Raw genomic sequence first — 22,094 nt, forward strand, 5'->3', positions numbered from 1 at the left:
GGAACGGCAAGATCGGTTACTCCGGGCACGGCCGGCACAGGCTGCTCGCGGCACTGGCGGGCACCGGACCGGCGGCCACGGGCGCGACGAGCTACCGTACTGCGACGCCGATCGGCGTCGGGAGGGATGGAGTCCATGACGTCACCGTGGCCGACCGGAGCACCGTCCGACACGGCGACCGTCGACTATCTCCGGGTGCACCGCGACACCCCCCGTGGGCCTCGCCGATCACACCTTTTCAAGCAGTACCCGGGAAGTGTCAGGATCCCCCTGCCCTGGCCGGCACCCCATGCGGGCCAGTCCGACGAGCCACTGGCGCTGATCGGGTCGCTGGCCTCGGCGTACGCGCCCACGCGCCTGCAGTTCTACACGACGGCCGCCATGGCCACGCTCGGCGGCTTCCCGCCCACGAACGCCTCCCCGACCGTGCGCGGCGGCGTCCGGCGGGCGGTGCCGTCCGGCGGTGCCTACTATCCCGCCGAGCTGTACCTGGCGGTGACCGGCGGGGTCGCGCCAGGGCCCGGCGTCTACCACTACGACGCGACGCACCACACCCTGGAGACGCTGGCCACCGACGATCCGCAGGCGTCGCTGCGGGCCGCACTCGGCCGCGCGCCCACGCCGTACACACTGCTCGTCTCCTGCCGGATGTGGAAGAACGCGTCGACCTACGGAGCGTTTGGTTACCGCCTCGCCTGTCTGGACACGGGCGCCCTGGCCGGCCAGCTCCTGCACCGGGCGCCCGACGGAACCGAGCTGCGCCTCACCTTCGACGACGAGGCCTTCGCCGCCCTGCTCGGGCTGGATCCCGACATCGAGTCGGTCTACGCCGTCGTCCTCGCCGGCCCGTCACCCGCCGTGCCAGCTGCCCCGGCGCCACACGCCCCGGGCCGTACGCCGGACGCCTCTGCCCCGGCACCGCACGCCGACGCGCCCGCTGCGGCGCCGCCACAGCGTTGGTCGGCGCCGCGCACCATCGCGGTCCAGGGTGTGGAGTCCGATCTCGAGCTGCGCGCCACCGCGCATCCCACCGCGGTGCGGTTGCATCACGCGAGTCTGCGGAGCGGTGCTGTTGACCGCGCCCGGGATGTCCCTACCCCGGACGCCTCTCGCCGATCGCCGGAGCGGGGCGGCCCGACCACCGTCCGCCGGCCACGGCGCCCGGCCGCCTCCGGTCGGGAGATCGACCTGCCCGAGCCACTCGTGCTGCCCGAGCCACTCGTCCCCGCGAGGGCGGACGCGGCCCTCCGGTCGGCCGTCCGGTTCACCAGCGGTGCGATGACGGTCCGGCAACTCGGTACGCTGCTGGCGTGGCTGCTGACGGGATACCGCTGCGACGTCGCCGGCACCCTGGCCGGGTCGGCGCGGCTGGCCGTCTATTGCCTTCCCCACCGGGTGACCGGGCTGGCTCCGGGACACTACGCCTACGATCCGGCGACGCACAGCCTCCGGCCCGCCGCCACCGACGCCGCCGGGGACGGGGACGCGTCCACCCCGATCGGTGCCCTGGGTGGCCTGCGTCCGGCCACCGCCCGGCTGTACCTCTTCGCGGAGCTCGACACGGGACTGCGTATGTACGGTGACCGCTGGTACCGGATGCAGAACGTGCTAGCCGGCATCGCGATACAGCGGTGTCGCCTCGCCAGCACCGCGATGGGCCTCGCGTGCCGGCCGATTTCCGACTACGACCCCGGCGGGCTGCGTGGGATGTTCGGGGTGCCGCGCGGGCAGGCCGACGTCGTCCAACTCCTGGTCGGGCCGGCCGCCCCGCGAGCCGGTGTCGTCGACATCGGTCTGTCCGGTCAGGGGGACGGTCGGGGCGCCTGACCCCTGTCGTGGTTCAGTCGCGGAACCCGCCGTCGGCCGTGCGGCCCAGACTGGCGAGGACGTCCCGCGCCTGCCGCAGCACCTGCCCGGCCGCTTCGGTTTCTCCGGACGCGTCATACGCCTCGTTCAGGTGGGTCAGGACGATCGCCTCGAAGTAGCGCTCGCCGAACCTCCGGTGCAGGCCCAGGGCGCGCTGGTAGCACTCGATCGCCTCCCGACTTTCGCCGAGGTGGTGGTAGGCGTAACCGAGACTGTCCCAGGTGGCCGCCTCGCTGTGCTGATCGCCGATCTCACGAAGCATCGCGAGCGCACGTCGACAGTGGTCGACCGCCTGCCGGTAATCACCGGTCAGGGCCAGGCTGTAGCCGACCGAGTTGAGGGTGCTCGCGTGGCCGACCCGGTTGCCAGCCTCCTCGTAGCGGTTCAACGCCTGCCGGTTGTGTTCCAACGCTTCGGCATTGCGGCCCCGCTGGGAACACAGCCATGCCAGGCCACGGTAGCTCCGGGCCTGTCCGCTGAAGTCGGCGAGTCGGGTGAACAGGTCGAGGGCCGACCGGTGGTGACGGTCGGCCGCATCGTGTTGGCCCAACCGGAGATGGGCGCCACCGAGACCTCGGTGCGCATGGGCCTGTGCGGCCGGATCAGCCAACCGGGAGGCGGCGGCCAGTGCCTGCGTCTGGGTCGCGGCCAGATCGTGCCAGTAACCCCGGAAGTCGAAGTAGGTCTCCAGGGACCAGGCCAACTGCCAGACGTGCGTGTCCGAGCCGGCCGCCTCCGCCCGGTCGACGATCGCGAGCAGTACGTGGTGCTCGGCCGCGAACCATTCGAGGGCGGCGCGGTCGTCCACGATGTCCTCCGGCACGACACCCATCTGCGGATCCGCCAGTTTGATCGTCTCGGGAAAGAGGAGCGTCGCGGCCCGGTGCGCGGTGTGCAGGTAGTGGTCGAGCATGCGCTGCATGGCCTCGTCGCGATCGCTGTCCTGTTCGTCGTCCCTCACCAGTTCCGCGGCGTAGGCCTGGAGCAGTTCGTGGGTCGTGTACCGGCCGGGCGGGTACTCGGTGAGGATGTGCCGGCAGGTCAGCTCGGTCAGGAGGCGTCGCGCCTCCGAGATGGCGACACCGGCCAGGCTGGCCGCGGCGGGCACGCAGATGTGCGGTCCCGGGTGCAGACCCAACAGCCGGAACAGCCGGGCCGCCCCCTGGCTGAGCCGGTGGTAGGACCAGGAGAAGACGGCCCGCACGTCCGCACTCGAATCTTCGCTGACGAACGCGTCCAGGCGGCCCCGGGTCCGCTGCATCTCGTCGGCCAGCGTGGCGAGGGGGAGCGCCGAGGCCATAGCGGCCCGACCGGCCACGATGGCCAGCGCGAGCGGCAGCCGGGCGCTGAGCGCGACGATCTGGTCGACCGCGGCCGATTCTGCGGCGACGCGGCTCCGACTCAGCCGCTGAACCAGCAACGACCGCGCCTCGCCTTCGGAGAGCTGGTCCAGGCGTAGTGGAACCGCCGCCTCGGATGCAACCAGGCCGGTGAGTTGGTCGCGGCTGGTAACCACCACCAGACAACCTGCCGTGCCGGGCAGCAGCGCACGGACCTGCTCCGGGTCCCGGGCGTTGTCCAACACCACCAGTACGCGTTTGCCCGCGAGGAGGCTCCGGTACAGGCCCGCCTGCGCGTCGATGCTGTGGGGAAGCCGCTCCGGCGGCACCTGGAGCGCGTCGAGAAAGGCGCGGACCACCTCGCCGAAGCGGAGCGCGGGACCGCTCGGGTTGTATCCGCGCAGGTTGACGTAGAGCTGCCCGTCGGGAAAGCGGTCCGCGACCCGGTGTCCCCAGTGCACCGCCAACGCACTCTTGCCCACCCCCGCCGTCCCGGTGACCAGCGAGATCGGCACGGCCCCCGCCGAGTCGCCCGGGTCGGCGTCGAGCAGGGCGTCCAGCCGGCGCATCTGCTCGGCCCGGCCGGTGAAGCCGGGAACGTCGGCCGGAAGCTGCGCCGGCCGCGCCGGGGGCACCGGCGTGTTCCGATCGTGGTCGGTCGGCGACAGGGCTGCGATGGCCAGTCGACGCGTGTCTGGTCGAGGAGTTCCGCCCCGACCGGCCTCGAGGTTGCGGACCGTACGGATGCTGAGCCCGGACCGTTCGGCGAACCCTTCCTGGGTCCAGCCCAGCTCCAACCGTCCTGCGCGGACCCATGCACCGAACGCGGCGAGACCCGCCCCGACTTCCGGCGCTGAATCCGCCATGGTCTTTCCCTCCCCAACAGAAGGCACGCGAACGGATGGCCCCCCCGTTGCCACGGATCCGGGCAGACTGCCTGTCCGCCCACGGCGCACGGCGACCCTATCGCAGCGACGTGGTCCTGGGCGCGCTCCCATGAACAGTACGGCGATGCCCGAACCTCGACGCCCTGACCGCGCTCACCCACCGGTTCACCCCGCCTGGTCCGCCACCAGGGCGCCGGTCCGACGCCAGCGGACGAGCAGGGACGTTGGTGGACCGTTCCAGCAGGCCAAGACACATGGAACGGCAGGTCAGGGCCCTGTGTCGGTTGCCTGGGGGTCAAGGGGTCGTCGGTTCGAATCCGGCCGTCCCGACAAAGTAAAGCCCTGACCAGCGGGAACGCTGGTCAGGGCTTTGACTTTCTTCTATGCAGATTTGAACCGCCCCCCGATAACCCCCGTTTACGCGGTGCGGCAACCAAGCGCGCCATCGAGATGATCGTCGGCTGATCGGGTCGCTGCCGAGCCGTTCGAGGATGCCGGACACGTCTGGGGGTTGTATCGGCTTACATGATCACGGATATCCGCCTCATACCCGGACCAACCCGGCTGACCTGTCTTCTTGGCCGTTAAGCCGGACGGGAAATCGTGGGGATCGTGGAAGTACCGTGTTCCACGGGCTCTCGTGACGCGACCTGGCGACGGATGACGTCGACCAGTTCGGCGACCGTGGCCACAGTGGATGCGCGGGGGTCGTTCAAGAGGTTGACGCTGAAGCGGGCCTCCAGCGCGATCAACAGTTCCAGCGCGGCCAGCGAGTCGATGTCCAGGTCCTGTACCAGGTGGTCCTCCGGTCGCAGTTCCCGGCGGATCCGCTTGATCTCCAGGAAGATCGCATCGAGTGCCGACATGACGTCGGCCTCGGTCACCGGGACGGCATGTGTGGTCATGTCCTTCACCTTTCGGAGGTTGATGGTTGGGCGCGGAAGGCGTACCTCCTCATCCGAGGTCCACCAGTTCGTCGTAGCCGACGAAATCGGGAATCATGCCGCTGGCCACCAACTCCCACATCATCTCGTCGGTACCGGCACCGATTCGGCCCAGCCTGGTGTCCCGCCACATCCGGCCGAGGGGGGTTTCGTCCTCGAGGTAACCGGCACCGCCGAACAGGTGCATGCACTCGCTCATCGCCTCTTCCGCGAAACGCGTGGCGGTGACTTTGAGCGCGGCGGTCTCCCGAGGTCCACAGGCGCCGGTGACAGGTATGCCCTGCGCCGCCGAGTAGACGGCGAACCGCAACGACAGCAGCCGTGCGGACAGGTCGGCCAGCCGCAACCGGAGCGCCTGGTGCTGGAGCAACGGCCGGCCGAACTGTTCCCGCCTGTGCAGATGTGCGGTGGCGAGGCCGGTGGCCGCGGCCACCCCGCCGACGGTCTGCCCGGCGATGGACAGCCGCTCGTGGCTCAGCCCCCAGGTCGCCACGAGGAGACCCGCGCCGGGTCGACCGACGAGTGCCTCGTCCGGCACCCTGGCGTCGATCGTCATCCAGGTGGTGTCCAGTGCCGCGGTACCGACCTTGCGCAGCCGTTTGCGGATCGACAACGCCGAGGCGGGTACGGCGAACACGCCGAGGCCGCCGTCGGCTTCGCCACCATCGTCCTCGATCCGGCACAGCAGCAACGCGAAGTCGCATACCAGGCCCAGCGACAGGTACCTCTTCTCACCCGTCACCCGCCAGCCGCCGGGCACCCGCCGGGCGGCGGTGCGGATGCCGTTGAGGTCGGAACCGCCGGTCGGCTCGGAGGCCCCGAAGCAACCGACCAGCCTCCCGTCGAGGAGCCCGTCGAGATATTCCTGCAGCAGTGGTGAGTCGCCGTAGCGCACGAGGATCGAACCGACCGTCTCCAGGCAGAGACTCACTCCGACCGACAGGCCCGCGTGACCGTACCGGCCGCTCTCCTCCGCAATGATCACACCGAGGCCGGCGTCACCGAAAGGGCCCGGGTGCCAGCGTTGCCGCAACAACCGACTGCGCCCGAGGTCGGCAAGCACCTCGCGCGGAAACACGCCGCGCTCGTCGGCCACCGCGTGCGGGGCGAAAGCGGCGCCGATCGACTCCGCTGCTCGTGCCCGGGCGGCGTCCACGCGAGGGCCGAAGGGACCATCCGCGAACAGCGGCCGGTCCGTCGCCTCGCCGGTCAAGGAGATGGCGGTGGGGGCGCTAGCGCGCGACGGGCTCACGGCCTGCCTCCCGGTTCTGCTGGTCGGTGTCGGTGTCGGTGTCGGTGCGGCTCGGCGGCGGAGGGTCGCCGAGCCACTCTCCGGTCAACTGCCCGGCGAGGTGGCGGCGCCACAGCAGGCGCCGGCGGGGTTTGCCGCTGGAGGTCAAGGGGATGGTGCCGCGCCTGGCCCGCAGGATCAGCACCCGGACGGCGGACCCGGTGAAGGTACGGACCGCCTCGACGACCACGTCGGGCTGGTTACCCAGCTCCCGCTCCACCACCACCAGCAACGTCGGCCGGCCGTCGACGATGCCGCCGGCCACGGCGAGGTTGCGGGGCGCGATTCCGGTACGGGCGCGCAGATCCAGCTCCACGTCCTCGACGAAGATGCTGCGCCCTCGGAGTTTGACACTGTCCCCGAGGCGGCCGACCACGTACAGGTCGCCGTCGTGGAAGAAGCCGGCGTCGCCCGTGCGCAGCCATCCGCCGACCAGTCGGGTGCCGTCCGCCGACGTGGCGCCGGCGTAGCCGGCGGTTACCGAAGGGCCCTGTACGGAGATCTCCCCGAACACACCGTCCGGCCGGGGCTGCCCGTCCTCGCCGACCACTTCCACCCGCAGGCCTTCGAGCGGGCGACCGCAGCTCACCTGCCAGGCCCACGGCTCGGACACCAGGTCGGTGGTGAGGACCGCCTTGTCGGTCACCTCGACCTTGTCGTCCAGGCTCCGACCCGGAGCGTTGGTGCGGACCATCCGCACCCGTTCGTGTCGGGGTACGCCGGTGACCGCGAGGGTTCCTTCGGCGAGCCCGTACGCGGGGGTCAGCGCGCCGCTGTCGAAGCCGTGAGGTTGCAGCAGCGCGGCGAATCGCGCCAGCGCCGCCGGGTTGATCCGTTCGGCCCCGCTGACCACCGACGTGACGCCGGAGAAGTCGAGCCCGACCAGATCGTCCGGGGTGACCCGGTCGACGACACGCTCGAAGCCGAAGTTCGGCATGAAGATCTGGGCGTACCGGCCGTGGCCGTACTCGGCGAGCCAGCCCCGCGTGTCGCGGACGAACTGCTCGGGCCGCATCATCGCGTGTTCCGTCTGCAGGGTCACCAGTGTCAGCAGCCCACCGATGAGACCCATGTCGTGATAGAGCGGTAGCCAGGAAACCCCGCCACGCTCCGTGATGCCCAGCCAGCGCTGGATCATCCGGAGATTCGCGGCCAGGTTGTCGACGGTGATCCGCACGCCTTGCGGGCGTCCCAGCGAGCCCGAGGTGAACTGCAGGACGGCCAGTTCCCCGTGCGCACGCGGTACCGTCCCGGCGTCGCCGTAGCTCGGCGCCAGGACGGTGGTCTGCTGGCCGGCCTGGTGGACGCCGGCCAGCAACGCGTCGCGGTGGTCGTCCGACGCGATCGCGAACCGCGGTCGCACCGCAGCGGCGATCGCCCGTATTTGCGTCTCGTAGCCCGCCGCGTCCTGCAGCGCAGCGGGCAGTGGCAGCACCGACGGGGTGGCGCCAATGGCGAGGAGTCCGAAGAAGCAGGCGACGAAGTCCGGGCCGGAGGGCAGCACCAGCGGCACCACCTCGTCGCGGCGTACCCCGGCGTCGGCCAGGGCAGCGCCGGCGCGCAACGCGCGCTCCGCCAGATCCTCGTAGGTATGGCGCGACCATTCCCGTCCATCCACGTGGAACCGTACGCCACGCTCTGTCGACGGAGCGTCAAGCCAACCGAGAAGCAGTTCCCGGCTGACGGCAAGGCTGCTCATCTAGGTTCGTCCTTTCCGGCGGTCGGGCCGGTGTCGGGGTTCATGACCGACACGTCAATCGCATCGGCAGCCGTCGTCCGGGGCGAAGGGTGGCGCTGGCCCTTGGGCGGGGCAGCCCGGCGGTCAGCTCCAGCCGGTAGCGTTGGGTCATCATCGCGAGCACCAGCACCGCCTCCAGCTGCGCGAAGCCGGCGCCGATGCAGGCGCGCCTGCCGCCGCCGAACGGGATGTGGGCGTAGCGGTCGCGGTCGGCGTCGGACAGGAAGCGGGTGGGGTCGTAGCGCTCGGGGTCGGGCCAGACGGCGGGGTTGCGGTGCACCAGGTACGCGGGCACCGCGACGGTGCTGCCCGCGGGGATCGGTATCCCCTCGACGACGTCGGACCGCACGGCTTCGCGCTCGGTGGTCCACACCGGTGGGTACAACCGCCACGCCTCGTTGACGACGGCGGTGGTCCAACTGAGCTTCTCCACGTCGGCGGCCTGTGGCTCGCGGCCGGCAAGGACCGCGTCGACCTCATGTTCCAGGCGGTCCCGAACGGCCGGGTGGGCCGACAGCAGCGCCAGGCACCAGCTGAGAGTCGTCGCCGTCGTCTCATGCCCGGCGAGCATGAACGTGGTCACCTCATCGCGGATCTCCGCGTCGGTCAGTCGCGTCTGGCCCTCGTCACGCGCGGTGAGCAGGTGGTCCAGCAGGTCGGCCGGTCCGTCAACGGTGGGCGTCGCCCGCCGCTCGGCGATGAGCTGGCGCACCGGGCGGTCGATCGCGGCGAGCGGTCCGCCGAAGCGTCCGCTGGCCGCCTGGATCGCCCGGGTGCTGCGCGGCCCCCAGAGGAACGGCAGGTAGGTGCCGATCGCGACGGCGGGCAGCAGGAACTTGAGGGCGTGGGCGATCCGGCCGGTGTGGCCGGTCATGTCGGTGCTGAACAGAACTCGGCCGACGATGTCCAGGGCCAGCCCGTTGACCTCTCCGGACACCTCGATCTGCGTGCCGTCGCGATGCCGGTCCCAGGAGTCCAGCATCCGCCGGGTCGCGTCGACGATCTGTGGTGCGAAGCCCGCGACATTGCGGCGGGTGAACACCGGTTGCAGCAGTCGGCGATGGCGGCGCCAGGTCTCGCCTTCGCTCGACAGCAGCCCGGTGCCGAGCACTGCCCGCATCGACCGGTAGGTGAAGGCCTTGAGGTAGTTGTCCTGATGGCGAGCCAGGACGTGTTCGGCGTGTCGGGGGCTGCTCATGATGAAGAGCCGGTGCCCCGGATAGAGGGGCAGCTCCACGGCATCGCCGTACCTGGCCAACGACCGCAACGTCGCCAGCGGCCGGAAGACGAGTCCGGTCACCGTTGCCGGCGCGGCGGCGACACTCGGGCCGGGGGCGCCCACCGGGGTGCTCACCGCAGAGCCTTGGCGTAGCAGATGGTCTGCGGGTCGTCGCGGTAGACCCCGTAGTTCGGGATCCGGGTGTATCCGGCCCGCTCGAAGAACCTCATCGCGGTGACCTGTTTGACGCCGACGTCCAGTATCGCGCGCCGGCGTCGCGCGCGAATCGCCGCGCTCTCCACCGCCGTGAGGATGCTGTGGGCAGCGCCCAGCATCTGCAGGCCGGCCAGTTCCTCGACGACGTATGCGCGCTTGAGCTCGGCGTCGCCGTCCTGGAAGCCCCATTCGCCGGCGTCCTTCGCGCGCCAACCACCACAGGCCACGGGACGGCCGTCGAGGTAGCCGACCAGGAAGAGACCGCGCGGCGGCCGGTACTCACCGGGATCCCCGTGCCGGGGGTCCTCCTCACCGTAGACCGCCAGGTAGTGGCGTTGCAGCAAGGACACCAGCACGACGGCGTCCGGATGGTCGTAGGCTACGGCGCGCAGTTCCATGGCGGTCACGTCGCTCATCGATCGATAGGCGGTCATCGGATGATCCGGGAACGGGTGTCAGCGGTGGCGTAGATCCGGCGGAGGTCCCGAATCAGATTCAGCCGCTTGAGCCAGCGGTCGGTTCCGTCATAACGGGCCCGGAACGGCGCCCGGCCGTGCACGACCTGGTAGTTGTCGATGAACAGCAGGTCGCCGGGGGCCAGCGCGATGGACTCGGTCGCCGCGCTCAGCTGCTCGTCCAGCTCCGCCATCGCCGCGGCCGCCTCGTCGTCGCCGTCCTCGACCGCGGTGAAGTCCGCGTCGAACCTCAGATACGGGTGCTCCGGGGGGCCGAAGATGATCGGGTCGAGCCCCGTACCGTCCGGGCCGGCGCGAAGACGTTCGGCGCAGGCGCCGCCCACGTGTGCGTCGTCCGGCAGGAACCGGAACCTGGAATCCTGGAGGATCTTCTGGAGTTTCTCGGGAAGACCGAGGGACCCGAGCCGGACGAACGTCGTCCGTACGGCGTCGGGGTTGCGCAGGCACAGCAGTGAGACGTAGTCGCCGCGGCACGGATGGAACCCGTCCTCGGTGTGCAGCGACAGCGGCAACGCACTACACGCGCTCGTCAGCGACCGTTCCATCGCCGGGGACGGACAGACATCGTGTACGAGCCGCCCGCCCTGCTGCGCCGCCCAGCCGAACGGCTCGCCGAGCGGCAGACCGCACAGCACCAGCAACAGCTCTTCCCGTCGACCGACGCCGGCCGCGGCCGCCGTCCAGTCGAGCGGCGTCGGCGGAAGGGTCTGGAGCGGAAGTCCGGATATCACGGACACGGGCGCCTCGTCCGCGCGAACCTGCCCCAGGAATTCCCGCACCCGCTCCGGCATCCGTACGGCGTACGCGGGCGCCCGCTCGGCGAAGCTGAGCGGATCCGCCGACCGGTCGGTGGCGGTGAACGCGTCGACGAGCCGGCCGAGCGCGTCGCGCTCCACCTCCGTCAGCTGGAGCCGCCGTACCGCCGGGGTTTCGACTACCGATGAGGTGTTCACCGCGCACCCGCCGGCGTCGCGTCCAGGCTGGCCCGCAGAGCCTTCTTGTCAGGCTTGCCAGCGGCGGTGAGCGGGATGTCGTCGACGAATGTGACCGCTGCCGGTGCACGTAGCACGCCGAGTTGGTCCGTGACGAGGGCTCGCAGTTGCTCCGCGTCGACGAGCTCCGCCTGGCTGCCTGGTCCCGTCGCGCCCGTCGGACGGCCCGGTGCGCGTACGACGAACGCGTGGACCGCCTCACCCGTCTCGTCACTGGGCACGCCGACCACGGCCGCCTGCCGCACCTGCGGATGACCGGTCAGGACGGCCTCGACAGGCGCCGCGTGGCAGTTCCGGCCATTGACAATGATCATGTCCCGGAGCCGGCCGACCAGGTAGAGGTAACCGTCGTCGTCGAGATAGCCGAGGTCACCGGTGTGCAGTCGGCCATCCCGGACGACCTGGGCGGTAAGCTCCGGCTGGCGCCAGTACCCGGTCATCACCGACGCCGAGCGTACGCAGACCTCCCCCACCTCTCCCGGCGCCCGGTCGCGCCCCTCCGGGTCCACGATGGAGATCGTGCAGCCGGGCACCGGGCGGCCGACCGACGCCAGCAGCTGTGGCCGGTCGGTCACCGCCGCCAGGTGATCCTCGGGCGTCAGGATGGTGACCGAGGTGACCTCGGTCTGCGCGTAGCCCTGCAGGAAGATCGGGCCGAGCAGCTCGATCGCCTGGCGCAGTCGGCGCGGCGCGATGGGTGAGCTGCCATACACGACCAGGGCGAGGTTACTGCCGGGCCCGGTGGGCGCGGCGGGATGGTCGAGCAACTGGTAGAGCTGCGGCGGGTACAGGAAGGTGGCGACCGGACTCGAACGCCGTACGGCTGCCCAGAACGCGCCCGCGTCGAACACCTCGTGCAACTCCACCGCAATGCCGAGGACGAGCATCTGCACGGCGAGATCACCGACCGCGTAGGCGATGGAGGTGGTGGCGACGAACCGGAGTCCGTCCGGCAGCGGGAGGCCGGCCGCCGTCCGGGCGCTGGCCTCGGACGCCGCCGCGAGGGCTGCGAAGGTGCACGCCACCCCCTTGGGGGTGCCGGTCGTTCCGCTGGTGTAGCAGATGCCGGCGACGTCGCCGTCCTCGGCCGCGACGGCGATCGGCGTTGCCGGCTGCGTCGCCGCCAGCGCCAGGAGGTCGGTCGCCGCCGCCGCCGGACCGAGCGCGAGAACGAGCCGTACGCCGGCGCGTTCCGCGACCAGCGGAACGGGCTGGTCCGGCGGGGTGCCCCGGGGGTCGAACACGACGACGGCCGGGTCGGCGTCGGCGAGAATGTGTTCGAGATCCTCGGTCAGGGCATTGAGCTGTACGGCGACGTACCGGGCGCCCAGCAGATGGCACGCGAACCGTAGGTACAGCGCCTCCGGGGTGTTGGTGACGAGGCAGACGACGCCGCTGCCGCGCTCTACTCCCTGTGTCCGCAGCGCCCGGGCCAGCCGGTAGGTGACGGCCAGCAGCTCGCGATATCCGATGCCCCGGTCCGCCGACACCAACGCGGTCCGGTCGCCGTACCGGTCGAACGCGTCGATCATGCTCGTCACATAGCGCGCCGCGTTCATCGGTCACCTGCCGCGTCGCCGCCGCGGTCGAGATCCGGCGTCGGCGCAAGCGGCGTACCGGCGTCGGCCCGGGTGCGGTCGCGTCCGTCCGCGATCAGGTGGGATCTGTTTCGTCCGACCGGTGTGTCCGGCACCCGCATCCGTGCCGACGCGGGCTCAGTTGTGGACATCGAGCATCCTCCCTACTAGTCGGTGGCAGAGCGCGCGGAACCCGGCCGGGGACATGGCGATCCGGCCGCCGTGGTACAGCCGCACGAGGCCGTGTATCAGGGCCCCGAAGGCCAGTGCCAGCTCCAGGAGATCGTCGCCGTCGCCGTCGCCGAAGCCCTGGTTCCGCAGCGCGTCGCTGACCAGGGACAGCGACGGCGAGCCGCCGTCGCGGAAGTCGTCGGGGAACCGACGTGCGCCCTCGCGCGTATCGGTGAAGACGAAGTCGTACAGCTTCGGCTGGCCGAGGGCGAAGTCGAGGTGATCGTCAAGATGGTCGGCAATGAGATTGCCGGGACCCGGTTGGCGGTCGGCCCACCGCTTCGCGATATCGCCGAACGTCTCGTCGGCGACACGCCGCAGCAGCGCCTCACGGTTGGCATAGTGGCGGTAGATCGCCATCGGGGTGATTCCGGCCGCTGCGGCCACCCGGCGCATGGTCACCGCGGCGGGCCCCTCGGCGATGACGAGGTCGCGGGCAATGCCTACCAGACGGTCGGCCGTCGTTCCCATGTATACACCGTAGACATGGGAACGGTGTGGACAGGAGGCCAACCGGCCGCCCGAACGGCTCCCCCCATACAGGCCGAGCCGAGTCGTCTCGGGTGTGGCTGCCCATGCGGCAGGAGTGTGGTCCGCGAACGTGGTTGGTCGTTGGCCTTGCGGTACTCGTTCTTGCCGTCGGTCAGCACGACGATCGCGTTGATCCGCTTCTGGTCGAACTCGCCGAGGGGACCCCGTCCGGTACGGGCGCCGACCATCGCCTGCATGGACCCGGACGTGTCCAGGGCGATCAGGATGTTGGCCGTCTTGCGGAGCGTTCGCCAGCCGTCCAGCATCGCGCCGACCATCTGCGGGTCCGGGGCTTGAAGTAGGTCAGCCCACCGGTGGGCTCGGCGCCGACGCTGGCATCCCGCGGCGAAAAAAATTGAAGGTGGTCTAACTCTGGACCTTTACTGTTAACAGTCCTAATAATAAGACTCTCGGTTCCGATCCGATCCGGAAGGCTCACCCCCATGCGCCGCCCCGCCATCCTTGCCCTGGCCGCCGTGCTGGCCGCCGGTGCCACCACCGTCTATCTGGCGTCGTCCGCCTCCGCGGCCGCCGCCTGCTACCCCACCTGGTCGTCGTCCGCCGTGTACGTCGGCGGCGGTCAGGCTTCCTACCAGGGCGTCAACTACCAGGCCAAATGGTGGACGCAGAACGAGAATCCCGCCACGCACAGCGGCCAGTGGGATGTCTGGGCCAACCAGGGCGCCTGCGGCGGCACCACCCCGCCGACCACCCCACCCCCGACCACGACGCGACCCCCTACCACCCCGCCGCCCCCGACCACCCCGCCGCCCACCACACCCCCGCCGACGGGCAACGGTCAGCTGCCGAAGCACTTCCTCACCGGCTACTGGCAGAACTTCGACAACCCGGCCCAGGAGATCCGACTCCGTGACGTACCGGCCAACTACGACCTGATCGCAGTCGCGTTCGCCGATGCGACGAGCACGCCCGGCACGGTGTCCTTCAACATCGACGCGGGCCTGAGCGCCTCGCTCGGCGGCTACACCAACGCGGACTTCAGGAACGACGTCGCCACCCTGCACTCGCGTGGCAAGAAGGTCGTCATCTCGGTCGGCGGTGAGCGCGGCACCATCTCGGTCGCAAGTTCCGGTGCCGCCACGAACTTCGCCAACTCGATCATCAACCTTATCGGAGCCTACGGGTTCGACGGCGTCGACATCGACCTGGAAAACGGCGTCAACGCGACGTACATGGGTCAGGCGCTGCGCGACATCCGGAACCGGACGAGCCCGAACCTGATCATCACGATGGCACCGCAGACCATCGACATGCAGAGCACCGGCGGCCAGTACTTCCAGCTGGCACTGAACATCAAGGACATCCTCACCGTCGTCCACACGCAGTTCTACAACTCCGGATCGATGCTCGGCTGCGACAACAACGCCGCGTACAGCCAGGGATCGGTCAACTTCCTCGTGGCGCTCGCCTGCATCCAGCTCGAGAACGGGCTCCGGCCGGACCAGGTGTCCCTCGGACTGCCGGCCGCACCGAGCGCCGCAGGTGGCGGCTACGTCAACCCCTCGGTGGTCAACCAGGCCCTCGACTGCCTCGCCAGGGGCACCAGTTGCGGCTCCTTCAAGCCGCCGCGCACCTACCCCGGAATCCGTGGCGCCATGACGTGGTCGATCAACTGGGACGTCACCAACGGCAACGGATTCGCCAACACCATCCACCCCCATCTCAGCACCCTTCCCTGAACCCCCGCAGGAGCGTGTCATGAAACTCAGGCAGAAGATCCTGGCCCTGGCCGCCGTCACGGTCACCGCCACCGCGATCGCGATCGTCCCGATGTCCACGTCGAGCGCGGCCGTGGCCTGCTACCCGGCCTGGTCCGCGTCCCAGGTCTACGTCGGCGGCGGTCAGGCGTCGTACCAGGGCGTCAACTATCAGGCCAAGTGGTGGACCCAGAACGAGAACCCGGCCACGCACAGCGGCCAGTGGGATGTCTGGGCCAACCAGGGCGCCTGCGGCGGCACCACCCCGACCACCCCGCCGCCCACCGGCCCGACCAACCCGCCGCCGGCCGGCAGGATGGCGGCGGCGCCGTACGTCTATCCCGGCTGGGGCAACCCGCCGGCGCCCTCGACGATCACCGGCCAGGGCGTCCGCGCGTTCACCATCGCGTTCGTGCTGGCGAACGGCTGCAACCCGGTCTGGGACGGTGAGGGTGGCCTGACCGGCGGCGTCCACGAGTCCTGGATCAACCAGGCCAAGGCGGCCGGCGCGACAATCGTCCCGTCGATCGGCGGCTGGCAGGGCAACAAGCTCGGCCCGAACTGCTCCACCCCGGAGGCCCTCGCCGGCGCGTACCAGAAGGTCATCAACACCTTCGGCCTGAAGGCCATCGACATCGACATCGAGAACTACGACGAGTTCGAGAACTACACGGTCGCCGACCGCATCGTGAGCGCCCTGGGCATCATCAAGCGCAACAACCCCGGGGTCACCACGATCCTGACCTTCGGTACGACCACGAGTGGACCCAACGTGCACGGCGTCCGGCTCATCAACCAGGCCCGGGCGTTGAACGCCAACGTGGATGTCTTCACCATCATGCCGTTCGACTTCGGCGGCGGCAGTGACATGTACACCAGCACCCGCAACGCCGCGGAAGGCCTGAAGAACCAGCTGAAGTCCACGTTCGGCTGGAACGACCAGACGGCGTACGCCCACATGGGCATCTCCGGCATGAACGGTCTGTCCGACCAGCAGGAGGTCACCACGCCGGAGACCTGGACGCGGATCCGTGACTACGCCAGGAGCAGTGGGCTCGCCCGGTTCACCTTCTGGGCGGTGAACCGGGATCGCGGCTGTGCCGGCGGCGGCGTGGTTTCCAACTGCAGCGGCATCGCCCAGAGCGACTGGCAATTCAGCCGGATCTCCGCTGGCTTCTAGGGCCTGCGTCGAAGGCCCGACCAGGGCTTGAGCTGGCCCGAGGGTCTTCGGGTGTCGGAGGTCGGGACCGGGCGAGGTCTCCGGTGGATGGTTCGGCGACGAAGCAGAACCTGAAACCGGAGACCTCGTGGAACCCTGGCGGTGACGCGGCGGTTCGACCGGACCGATGGTTAGTAGTGCAGTGGGGCAGTGCTGCAGCCGTGGCCGAGGCGGGCCGGGTCGACCCTTGTCGGCTCCGGCCCGCGCCCCGACTGGACAGCGAATGACCACCAACTGACCTGGAGGCTGAGCACCTGTCCGGCTGATCCTTCTGGGCATCGACCACAACCCAGAGGAGAACACCGTGAGACGCATGCTCACCGTCGTGATCACCGCGCTGGCCTCGACGCTCGTCGTCTCGGCCGTGGCGGTGCCCGCGTCGGCTCTCGTGGTACTGCCGTTCGTCGTGGTGACCGCCGCCGACGCCGGTGCCGGCTCCCTCCGCGACGCGATCGTCCAGGCGAACGCGAACCCGGGTCCGGACACCATCGAGTTCAGAATCCCGGGCGGCGGGGTGCAGGTGATCACGCTGGCCGCCAACCTGCCGTCGATCACCGACCCGGTGAAGATCCGGGGGTACACCCAGCCCGGTGCGGCGCAGGCGGGCCCCGGTACGCCGGCCGCGCTCCGGATCGTGCTCAACGCGAGCAACGTCGCCTTCGGCCTCGACCTGCGGGCCGACGACAGCCTGATCGCCGGCCTCGTCATCCGCGGCGCGGCCGGCCCGATCGCGGGCGCGCCCTGCGCCAACGACGGGCTCTGCGTGGCCGGCGCCAACAATGTGATCAGGGGCAACTACATCGGCGTGGGCTACGCCGGGATGAACCCGCTCGGCAACAACGGCGGCGGCATCGAGGTCGAGGGCGACGGGAACACCATCGGCGGGCCCGCCCCCGAGGACCGCAACGTCATCTCCGCCAACCTGGACAGCGGCATCGCCATCAGCGGCGCGCACAACCTCGTGCAGGGAAACCTGGTCGGTACCAACAGTGTCGGCACGGCTCGGCTCGGCAACGACACGGGCGTGGAAATCACCGGCGACGGCAACACGGTGGCCGCCAACGTCATCTCCGGCAACCGCTTCGACGGCGTGGAGGTGGACAATCTGGGCAGCACCAACGTCCTTGAGGGCAACTCGATCGGCACCGACATCACGGGCCTGGTACCGATCGGCAACGGCGGCGACGGCGTCGACATCGACAGCGGTAGCGACAACAGGGTGGGTGGTTCCACCACCGGCGCCGGCAACGTCATCTCGGCCAACGGCGGCGACGGCGTCCGGCTGGACAGCAACGGCCACCGCGTCGAAGGCAACTACATCGGCCTCGGCGCCGACGGCTTCACCGCGCTCGGCAACGCCGGCCACGGCGTCCGGGTGCACGGCGACGCCCACGTGATCGGCGGTCTCGCCGAGGAATCCCGCAACGTCATCTCGACCAACGGCGGTGCCGGCGTGTTCCTGGAGACCAATGCCGACGAGATCCAGGTGCTGGGCAACGCCATCGGCCTCGACACCACGCTGACCGCCAACCGTGGCAACGGGGCCAGCGGCGTGCTCGCCGACGGCAGCGGAAACATCATCGGCTCCACCGACCCGAACGCGCCGCCGAACGTCATCGCGTACAACAACGGCGACGGCGTCACCGTCCAGGTCCCCGCCGGCTTCTCCTCGAACGCGTTGGCGCGCAACGCCATCTACGCCAACACCGGGCTGGGCATCGACCTGAACCCGAACGGCGTGACGGCGAACGACGCCTTGGACGTCGACGCCGGTGCCAACGGCGGGCAGAACTATCCGATGGTCAACTCGGCCACCACGGTCGCCGGGGTCACGACCGTCAACTGGAGGCTCAACAGCCTGCGGTCCAGCCAGTTCCGCGTCGAGTTCTTCGCCAGTGGCGCGTGTGACGGCTCCGGACACGGCGAGGGACGGGTCTTCCTCGGCGACACCGTCGTCACCACCAACGCGGCCGGAAACATCAGCGGCAACACCCCGACGGCGGTACCGGCCGCCGTCGGTCAACTTGTCGTCGCGACCGCCACCCTGCTGACCGGCGCGGCGGCCGTCGACGCGACATCCGAATTCTCCGCCTGCGTGGTCGTGGCCTAGCGACTCGGGGCCGGGGTGGCTTCGGCCGCCCCGGCCCTCGGCGATCCCGGCCGCGTGGGGCTTGTGCTGACCGGCCCACCGGTCCTGCTTCAGGCGCGGCCGCGCCCAGTCGGTCATGACGTGAGCTGCCGCAGCACCGTGGGATCGCTGATCGTGTCGTCGGCGGCGAGCATGATCGCCTTGGACAGGATCGTCGACAGCATGGGGTCGTCCTCGAACGGCAGGTGCAGCCGCCCGGTGCCCCCGCGCGCGGGGACGATGCACAGGTAGGCGTCGTTGGGCTCCATCATGATGTTGCCCGAGCCGAGGTGGATCCGGTAGCCGCGCAGGTTCCCGCGTACGTGCAGGTATCGGTCCGCGACGGTGACCCGGTCGGCGATGGCCATGCGGGGGAGCAGCCGGGCCAGGGCGTCGCGGCGTACCTGAGCCGACGGGGTCAGCGCCCCGACCGCGGTGCGGTGCCAGTAGTCCCGGAACCGGTCCTCGCCGCGGTCGGCCCACTGCGGGTCGGTGGCGATCGAGGTGACGCCGACGAACAGGTCGACGTCCCGCATCGCCTCGGTGAACACCAGCGGCGGTACGTCCGCGACCGGTGCGGGTTGCCAGGTGGCGCCGTCGGATCGGGCGAAGCGCACCCGGTCGGTGGCGCAGTGGTGGACGTCGTAGTCGTGTGGGTCGTCGGTGTCGACCAGTTGGTGGTGGAAGGATGCCCGCCACGCGCCACCGCCGAAGAGCTTGGTGGCTTCGCTGTCGTACCCGCCGTCCCACGTGCCGAGGTAGCCGGCCTGCCAGCCGCGGGCGCGCATGAGCGCGTTCGCCTGGCGGTAGCGCAGGATGTGCGCGGCGAACCGGTTCGAGTAGGACTCGGTCCGTTCCTCGGCCGGCGTGAGCAGGTAAACCTCGCGGAAAGCCTGCTTGAACGGCTGCGTCAGGCCGGCGGCGAGCACCCGTTCACGCCAGGCGAGGGTCTCGTCCACCGCGGCGCGGATCGGGTGCCACAGTCGGACCCGCTCACCGCACGCCGGCCGCCCGTCGAGACCGGCGAGCGTCCAGCCGTCGCCATCGGCGCGGGGCAGGCCGGTTGACCAGTCGCGCCCGTCGGTGCTGGTCTGCCAGAGCAGCCGCCGACCGTACGTCCCGGTGATCGGGTGGTCGAGGAAGCGGGACACCCACTCCGGGTACGCCCAGGTGCGCTCCTCGGACAGCAGCGCCTCCAACCGTTGGCGCTCGGCGGTCAGCGTCGCGTTGATGCCCTTCACCAGGGCACGAAGCTGCTTCAGCTCGTCGGCGTGCGTCTCCTTGAGCGCGGCCGGCACGCCCTTGAGCCCGACGCCGCCGCGAGTGAAGGTCAGGCGCGCCTTCTCGTCCACGACCCGCACGGTCGCCTCGTAGGGGCCCACCGGGGCCCGCCGGCTTCCGGTGGAGTCGAGCCCGTGGTCGTCGACGGCGAGTTCCATCATCTCGCTGACCGACCACCCCCGCAGGGCGCCGAGGCGGGCCAGCGCGGACTGCACCCGACTGCGCACCGCCTTGTTCTTCACGGTGACCGCGAGCCGCGCCAGGGTCCGCACCGGCACCTCGCCGTCGCGCCCTGCGAGTAGTTGCACGGCCGCGATCGCGGTGCGCTGGGCATGGGGGAAACCGGACGCCTGGCGGGGCGCGGCCGAGGCGGCGGCGGTGACCCTGGCCAGCAGGTCCGTCGCCGGCTCGTCCGGCTCCCGCGACAGCGCCCACACCAGGCCACGCAGGAGGCGGTCCGAGTCCTCGTGCACGGAGTGCTGGTGGGCGGCGAACGCCTCCAGGATCGCGCGGACCGCTTCCTGCCCATCGGTCGCGGCCGTGAGTCGCTCGTCGAGGACGCGCAGCCACCTCGCCGGTGCCGCCGGCTTGTCGAGCGAGGCGCAGTGCGCCAGCAGTTCGGGTACACCCGGCGCGGCGAGGACCCCACCCAGGCCGGCCCGCACGAGGGGACCGAACTCGTCGCCGTGGTGCAGCAACCAGGACGGCACACGGCGACCGGTCGCGCGGTCGAGCGCCGCCCCGATCAGCATGGCGACCCGCCGACGCGGCCCGGCCGCCATGAAGTAGTCCTCGGCGATCTCGTCGAACAGGGCCGAGAGCGCGGGCGCCAGATCCGCCAGGTCCGCGGGAGCAAGACAAACGGCGATCATCGCCGGCAACTCCAGGTGGGCGCCGTCATGGTAGATCCACCCCCGTCCGGCGACGTCGAGACTCCACAGGAGATCCGCCCGGGTCCAGTCGCGCTCGCCGTCGGCAAGACTCCGCACGACGTCGTTCAGCGCGGACGGCCTCGAACTGGCCGTCGCCTCCAGGTGCACGGCCAGCGCGGCGTGGCGGCGAAGCTCACCCGGCCACGACCGGATGGTGGCCCACTCCGGCATCCGGGTCACCGACGACGCCCAGAAGTAGGTGGTTGTTTTCCCGAGCAGCGGCCGAACCTGGGCATTTGCTTCGGCGATCTCAGTTTCCACCCGCCGGCGATCCGCGGCGCTCAGCGCGGGAAGCAGGCGCGTCCAGTCACCCACGTCAGCCACCGACCAGGGGAACGAGTCGTACGAAGGCCACCTCGGGATCGGCGCGCAGGTCGACCTCCTCGTCCAGATCCTCGACCTGGCGGTCACCCACCAGCAGCACGAAGCCGTTGCGGGCGAAGGCGGCACACGCCGCGTCCGCCTGACGTTCCCAGTCCAGCCGCCGGCCCCGACCGACCCGACAGCCGTTCAACGTCGCCTCCGCGTCGGTCGGCCGGACCAGACCCTGGAAGACCTCAGCATGGTCGGCGTTGAACCGCGCCACCTCCTCGCGTACCCGCAACCGGACCAGCTCCCGCGCGGAGATGCGCTCGGGCAGGCCTGTCAGCGGCCACTGATCGATCGCCCTGCCCGTCGCTGTCTCGTCCCGAACCGTCACCGTGGCCATCGCGCCGTGCTCCTTGCTGTGAGGTGAGCGGCATCATGGCACGGCAGTCCGACGGAACCGCTCCGGTCAGCCGCCCGGACAGCGGGTGTCACCGCCGCTGTGTTCCACGCAGTGCCCCGGCGGGCCGGGCGTCGTCGCTGCCGGCACCGGGGCGAGGTCCCGGCCGGAGCCAGGCTTGCGTGGTATGTAGTGTGCGCAAGTGACAAGAAGCGAGCGACTCGCGGACCAGTTGGACCGGCACTGGCACAAGAGTCTGCGGCCGAGGCTGCACGGTCTTGTCGACGAGGAGTACTTCTGGGAGCCGGTGCGCGGCTGCTGGAACATCCGCCCACGTGGCACGTCGGCCGCGCCGATGTCGGCAGGTTCGGGGGAATGGACGATGGACGTCGCGTCCACTGACCCGGTGCCGGCGCCGGTGACCACGATTGCCTGGCGGCTGGCGCACATCATCGTCTCCTGCCTGGGCTATCGGGTCGGATGGCACTTCGGCGGCCAGGACGTCGACTCCCGGACATTCGCCTACGCGGGGACCGCCGGCGAGGCGCTGGAACAGCTCGATGAAATGTACGGGAGATGGATCGCGGGGGTCCGCAAGCTCTCGGACGCCGACCTGGACAATCCACCCGTGGCGGGTCCCGAGCGGTTTCCCATGGAGGGCATCGTCCTGCACGTCAACAGGGAGCTGATCCATCACGGCGCCGAGATTTCCCTGCTGCGCGACCTCTACCGCTGGCAGGATCGATGAGGCTATCGCCGAGCTGCCGCAGGGCTTGTGACTGGTGGACCCGCGGCTGGCAGC

Annotated in this window: 17 protein-coding genes; 5 read left to right on the plus strand and 12 right to left on the minus strand. The window is 70.4% G+C overall.

Annotation, left to right across the window (positions count from 1 at the left end; all coding sequences use genetic code 11):
- Nucleotides 1–135: 135 nt before the first annotated feature.
- Complete coding sequence (locus tag ACGFI2_RS14195) at nucleotides 136–1,827, plus strand: SagB family peptide dehydrogenase (RefSeq protein WP_393515898.1); 1,692 nt, start codon at nucleotides 136–138, stop codon at nucleotides 1,825–1,827.
- A 13-nt stretch (nucleotides 1,828–1,840) separates the two neighbouring features.
- On the opposite strand, the gene ACGFI2_RS14200 is transcribed toward ACGFI2_RS14195, so the two are convergent.
- The 10 genes from ACGFI2_RS14200 to ACGFI2_RS14245 all read right to left on the minus strand — a co-directional run bounded on the left by ACGFI2_RS14200 (nucleotide 1,841) and on the right by ACGFI2_RS14245 (nucleotide 13,574).
- Nucleotides 1,841–4,072: an ATP-binding protein gene (locus ACGFI2_RS14200; RefSeq protein ID WP_393515901.1), complete on the minus strand. Its 2,232-nt coding sequence runs from the start codon at nucleotides 4,070–4,072 to the stop codon at nucleotides 1,841–1,843.
- A 605-nt stretch (nucleotides 4,073–4,677) separates the two neighbouring features.
- A complete protein-coding gene (locus tag ACGFI2_RS14205) occupies nucleotides 4,678–4,998 on the minus strand; it encodes a phosphopantetheine-binding protein (RefSeq protein WP_393516220.1) in 321 nt (106 codons plus the stop codon).
- A 49-nt stretch (nucleotides 4,999–5,047) separates the two neighbouring features.
- Nucleotides 5,048–6,250: an acyl-CoA dehydrogenase family protein gene (locus tag ACGFI2_RS14210; RefSeq protein WP_393515904.1), complete on the minus strand. Its 1,203-nt coding sequence runs from the start codon at nucleotides 6,248–6,250 to the stop codon at nucleotides 5,048–5,050.
- Between the two features lie 19 nt (nucleotides 6,251–6,269).
- On the minus strand, nucleotides 6,270–7,946 hold the full coding sequence (locus ACGFI2_RS14215; protein ID WP_393515907.1) for an AMP-binding protein: 1,677 nt from the start codon (nucleotides 7,944–7,946) through the stop codon (nucleotides 6,270–6,272).
- Between the two features lie 121 nt (nucleotides 7,947–8,067).
- Nucleotides 8,068–9,420 (minus strand): cytochrome P450, encoded by a 1,353-nt coding sequence (locus ACGFI2_RS14220; protein WP_393515910.1) that lies wholly within the window; start codon nucleotides 9,418–9,420, stop codon nucleotides 8,068–8,070.
- Entirely contained in the window at nucleotides 9,417–9,935 is a 519-nt protein-coding gene (locus ACGFI2_RS14225) for a GNAT family N-acetyltransferase (protein WP_393515913.1), read from the minus strand. Before ACGFI2_RS14225 ends, ACGFI2_RS14220 begins: the two co-directional genes overlap by 4 nt.
- Nucleotides 9,932–10,768: a TauD/TfdA family dioxygenase gene (locus ACGFI2_RS14230; protein ID WP_393515916.1), complete on the minus strand. Its 837-nt coding sequence runs from the start codon at nucleotides 10,766–10,768 to the stop codon at nucleotides 9,932–9,934. The genes ACGFI2_RS14225 and ACGFI2_RS14230 overlap by 4 nt, the downstream gene beginning before the upstream one ends.
- Nucleotides 10,769–10,926: 158 nt before the next feature.
- Nucleotides 10,927–12,528: an AMP-binding protein gene (locus ACGFI2_RS14235; RefSeq protein ID WP_393515919.1), complete on the minus strand. Its 1,602-nt coding sequence runs from the start codon at nucleotides 12,526–12,528 to the stop codon at nucleotides 10,927–10,929.
- Nucleotides 12,529–12,684: 156 nt separating this feature from the next.
- Nucleotides 12,685–13,248 (minus strand): TetR/AcrR family transcriptional regulator, encoded by a 564-nt coding sequence (locus tag ACGFI2_RS14240; RefSeq protein WP_393515922.1) that lies wholly within the window; start codon nucleotides 13,246–13,248, stop codon nucleotides 12,685–12,687.
- Nucleotides 13,221–13,574 carry a hypothetical protein gene (locus ACGFI2_RS14245; RefSeq protein ID WP_393515925.1) on the minus strand — a complete coding sequence of 118 codons (354 nt, stop codon included), beginning with the start codon at nucleotides 13,572–13,574 and terminating at the stop codon, nucleotides 13,221–13,223. Before ACGFI2_RS14245 ends, ACGFI2_RS14240 begins: the two co-directional genes overlap by 28 nt.
- 177 nt (nucleotides 13,575–13,751) lie before the next feature.
- On the opposite strand from ACGFI2_RS14245, the gene ACGFI2_RS14250 reads away from it, so the two are divergent.
- The 3 genes from ACGFI2_RS14250 (at nucleotide 13,752) to ACGFI2_RS14260 (ending at nucleotide 18,355) form a co-directional block, all read left to right on the plus strand.
- On the plus strand, nucleotides 13,752–15,008 hold the full coding sequence (locus tag ACGFI2_RS14250) for a chitinase (protein WP_393515928.1): 1,257 nt from the start codon (nucleotides 13,752–13,754) through the stop codon (nucleotides 15,006–15,008).
- A 19-nt stretch (nucleotides 15,009–15,027) separates the two neighbouring features.
- Nucleotides 15,028–16,206 carry a carbohydrate-binding protein gene (locus ACGFI2_RS14255; RefSeq protein ID WP_393515931.1) on the plus strand — a complete coding sequence of 393 codons (1,179 nt, stop codon included), beginning with the start codon at nucleotides 15,028–15,030 and terminating at the stop codon, nucleotides 16,204–16,206.
- Between the two features lie 343 nt (nucleotides 16,207–16,549).
- Nucleotides 16,550–18,355 carry a hypothetical protein gene (locus ACGFI2_RS14260; protein WP_393515934.1) on the plus strand — a complete coding sequence of 602 codons (1,806 nt, stop codon included), beginning with the start codon at nucleotides 16,550–16,552 and terminating at the stop codon, nucleotides 18,353–18,355.
- Nucleotides 18,356–18,468: 113 nt separating this feature from the next.
- On the opposite strand, the gene ACGFI2_RS14265 is transcribed toward ACGFI2_RS14260, so the two are convergent.
- On the minus strand, nucleotides 18,469–20,901 hold the full coding sequence (locus ACGFI2_RS14265) for a DUF4132 domain-containing protein (RefSeq protein ID WP_393515938.1): 2,433 nt from the start codon (nucleotides 20,899–20,901) through the stop codon (nucleotides 18,469–18,471).
- 1 nt (nucleotide 20,902) lies between these two features.
- Entirely contained in the window at nucleotides 20,903–21,295 is a 393-nt protein-coding gene (locus ACGFI2_RS14270) for a hypothetical protein (protein ID WP_393515941.1), read from the minus strand.
- A gap of 199 nt (nucleotides 21,296–21,494) precedes the next feature.
- On the opposite strand from ACGFI2_RS14270, the gene ACGFI2_RS14275 reads away from it, so the two are divergent.
- On the plus strand, nucleotides 21,495–22,040 hold the full coding sequence (locus tag ACGFI2_RS14275) for a DinB family protein (RefSeq protein WP_393515944.1): 546 nt from the start codon (nucleotides 21,495–21,497) through the stop codon (nucleotides 22,038–22,040).
- The last annotated feature ends 54 nt before the right edge of the window (nucleotides 22,041–22,094 follow it).

Origin of the sequence: Micromonospora sp. NPDC049282, from assembly GCF_043197045.1 — a bacterium.
GTDB lineage: Bacteria > Actinomycetota > Actinomycetes > Mycobacteriales > Micromonosporaceae > Micromonospora.

Coding starts and splice junctions, on each gene's coding strand:
- ACGFI2_RS14255 (WP_393515931.1), top strand. CDS start 15,028: ATGAAACTCAGGCAGAAGATCCTGGCCCTGGCCGCCGTCACGGTCACC.
- ACGFI2_RS14250 (WP_393515928.1), top strand. CDS start 13,752: ATGCGCCGCCCCGCCATCCTTGCCCTGGCCGCCGTGCTGGCCGCCGGT.
- ACGFI2_RS14225 (WP_393515913.1), bottom strand. CDS start 9,935: ATGACCGCCTATCGATCGATGAGCGACGTGACCGCCATGGAACTGCGC.
- ACGFI2_RS14200 (WP_393515901.1), bottom strand. CDS start 4,072: ATGGCGGATTCAGCGCCGGAAGTCGGGGCGGGTCTCGCCGCGTTCGGT.
- ACGFI2_RS14245 (WP_393515925.1), bottom strand. CDS start 13,574: ATGCTGGACGGCTGGCGAACGCTCCGCAAGACGGCCAACATCCTGATC.
- ACGFI2_RS14235 (WP_393515919.1), bottom strand. CDS start 12,528: ATGAACGCGGCGCGCTATGTGACGAGCATGATCGACGCGTTCGACCGG.
- ACGFI2_RS14230 (WP_393515916.1), bottom strand. CDS start 10,768: ATGCCGGAGCGGGTGCGGGAATTCCTGGGGCAGGTTCGCGCGGACGAG.
- ACGFI2_RS14240 (WP_393515922.1), bottom strand. CDS start 13,248: ATGGGAACGACGGCCGACCGTCTGGTAGGCATTGCCCGCGACCTCGTC.
- ACGFI2_RS14205 (WP_393516220.1), bottom strand. CDS start 4,998: ATGACCACACATGCCGTCCCGGTGACCGAGGCCGACGTCATGTCGGCA.
- ACGFI2_RS14195 (WP_393515898.1), top strand. CDS start 136: ATGACGTCACCGTGGCCGACCGGAGCACCGTCCGACACGGCGACCGTC.
- ACGFI2_RS14270 (WP_393515941.1), bottom strand. CDS start 21,295: ATGGCCACGGTGACGGTTCGGGACGAGACAGCGACGGGCAGGGCGATC.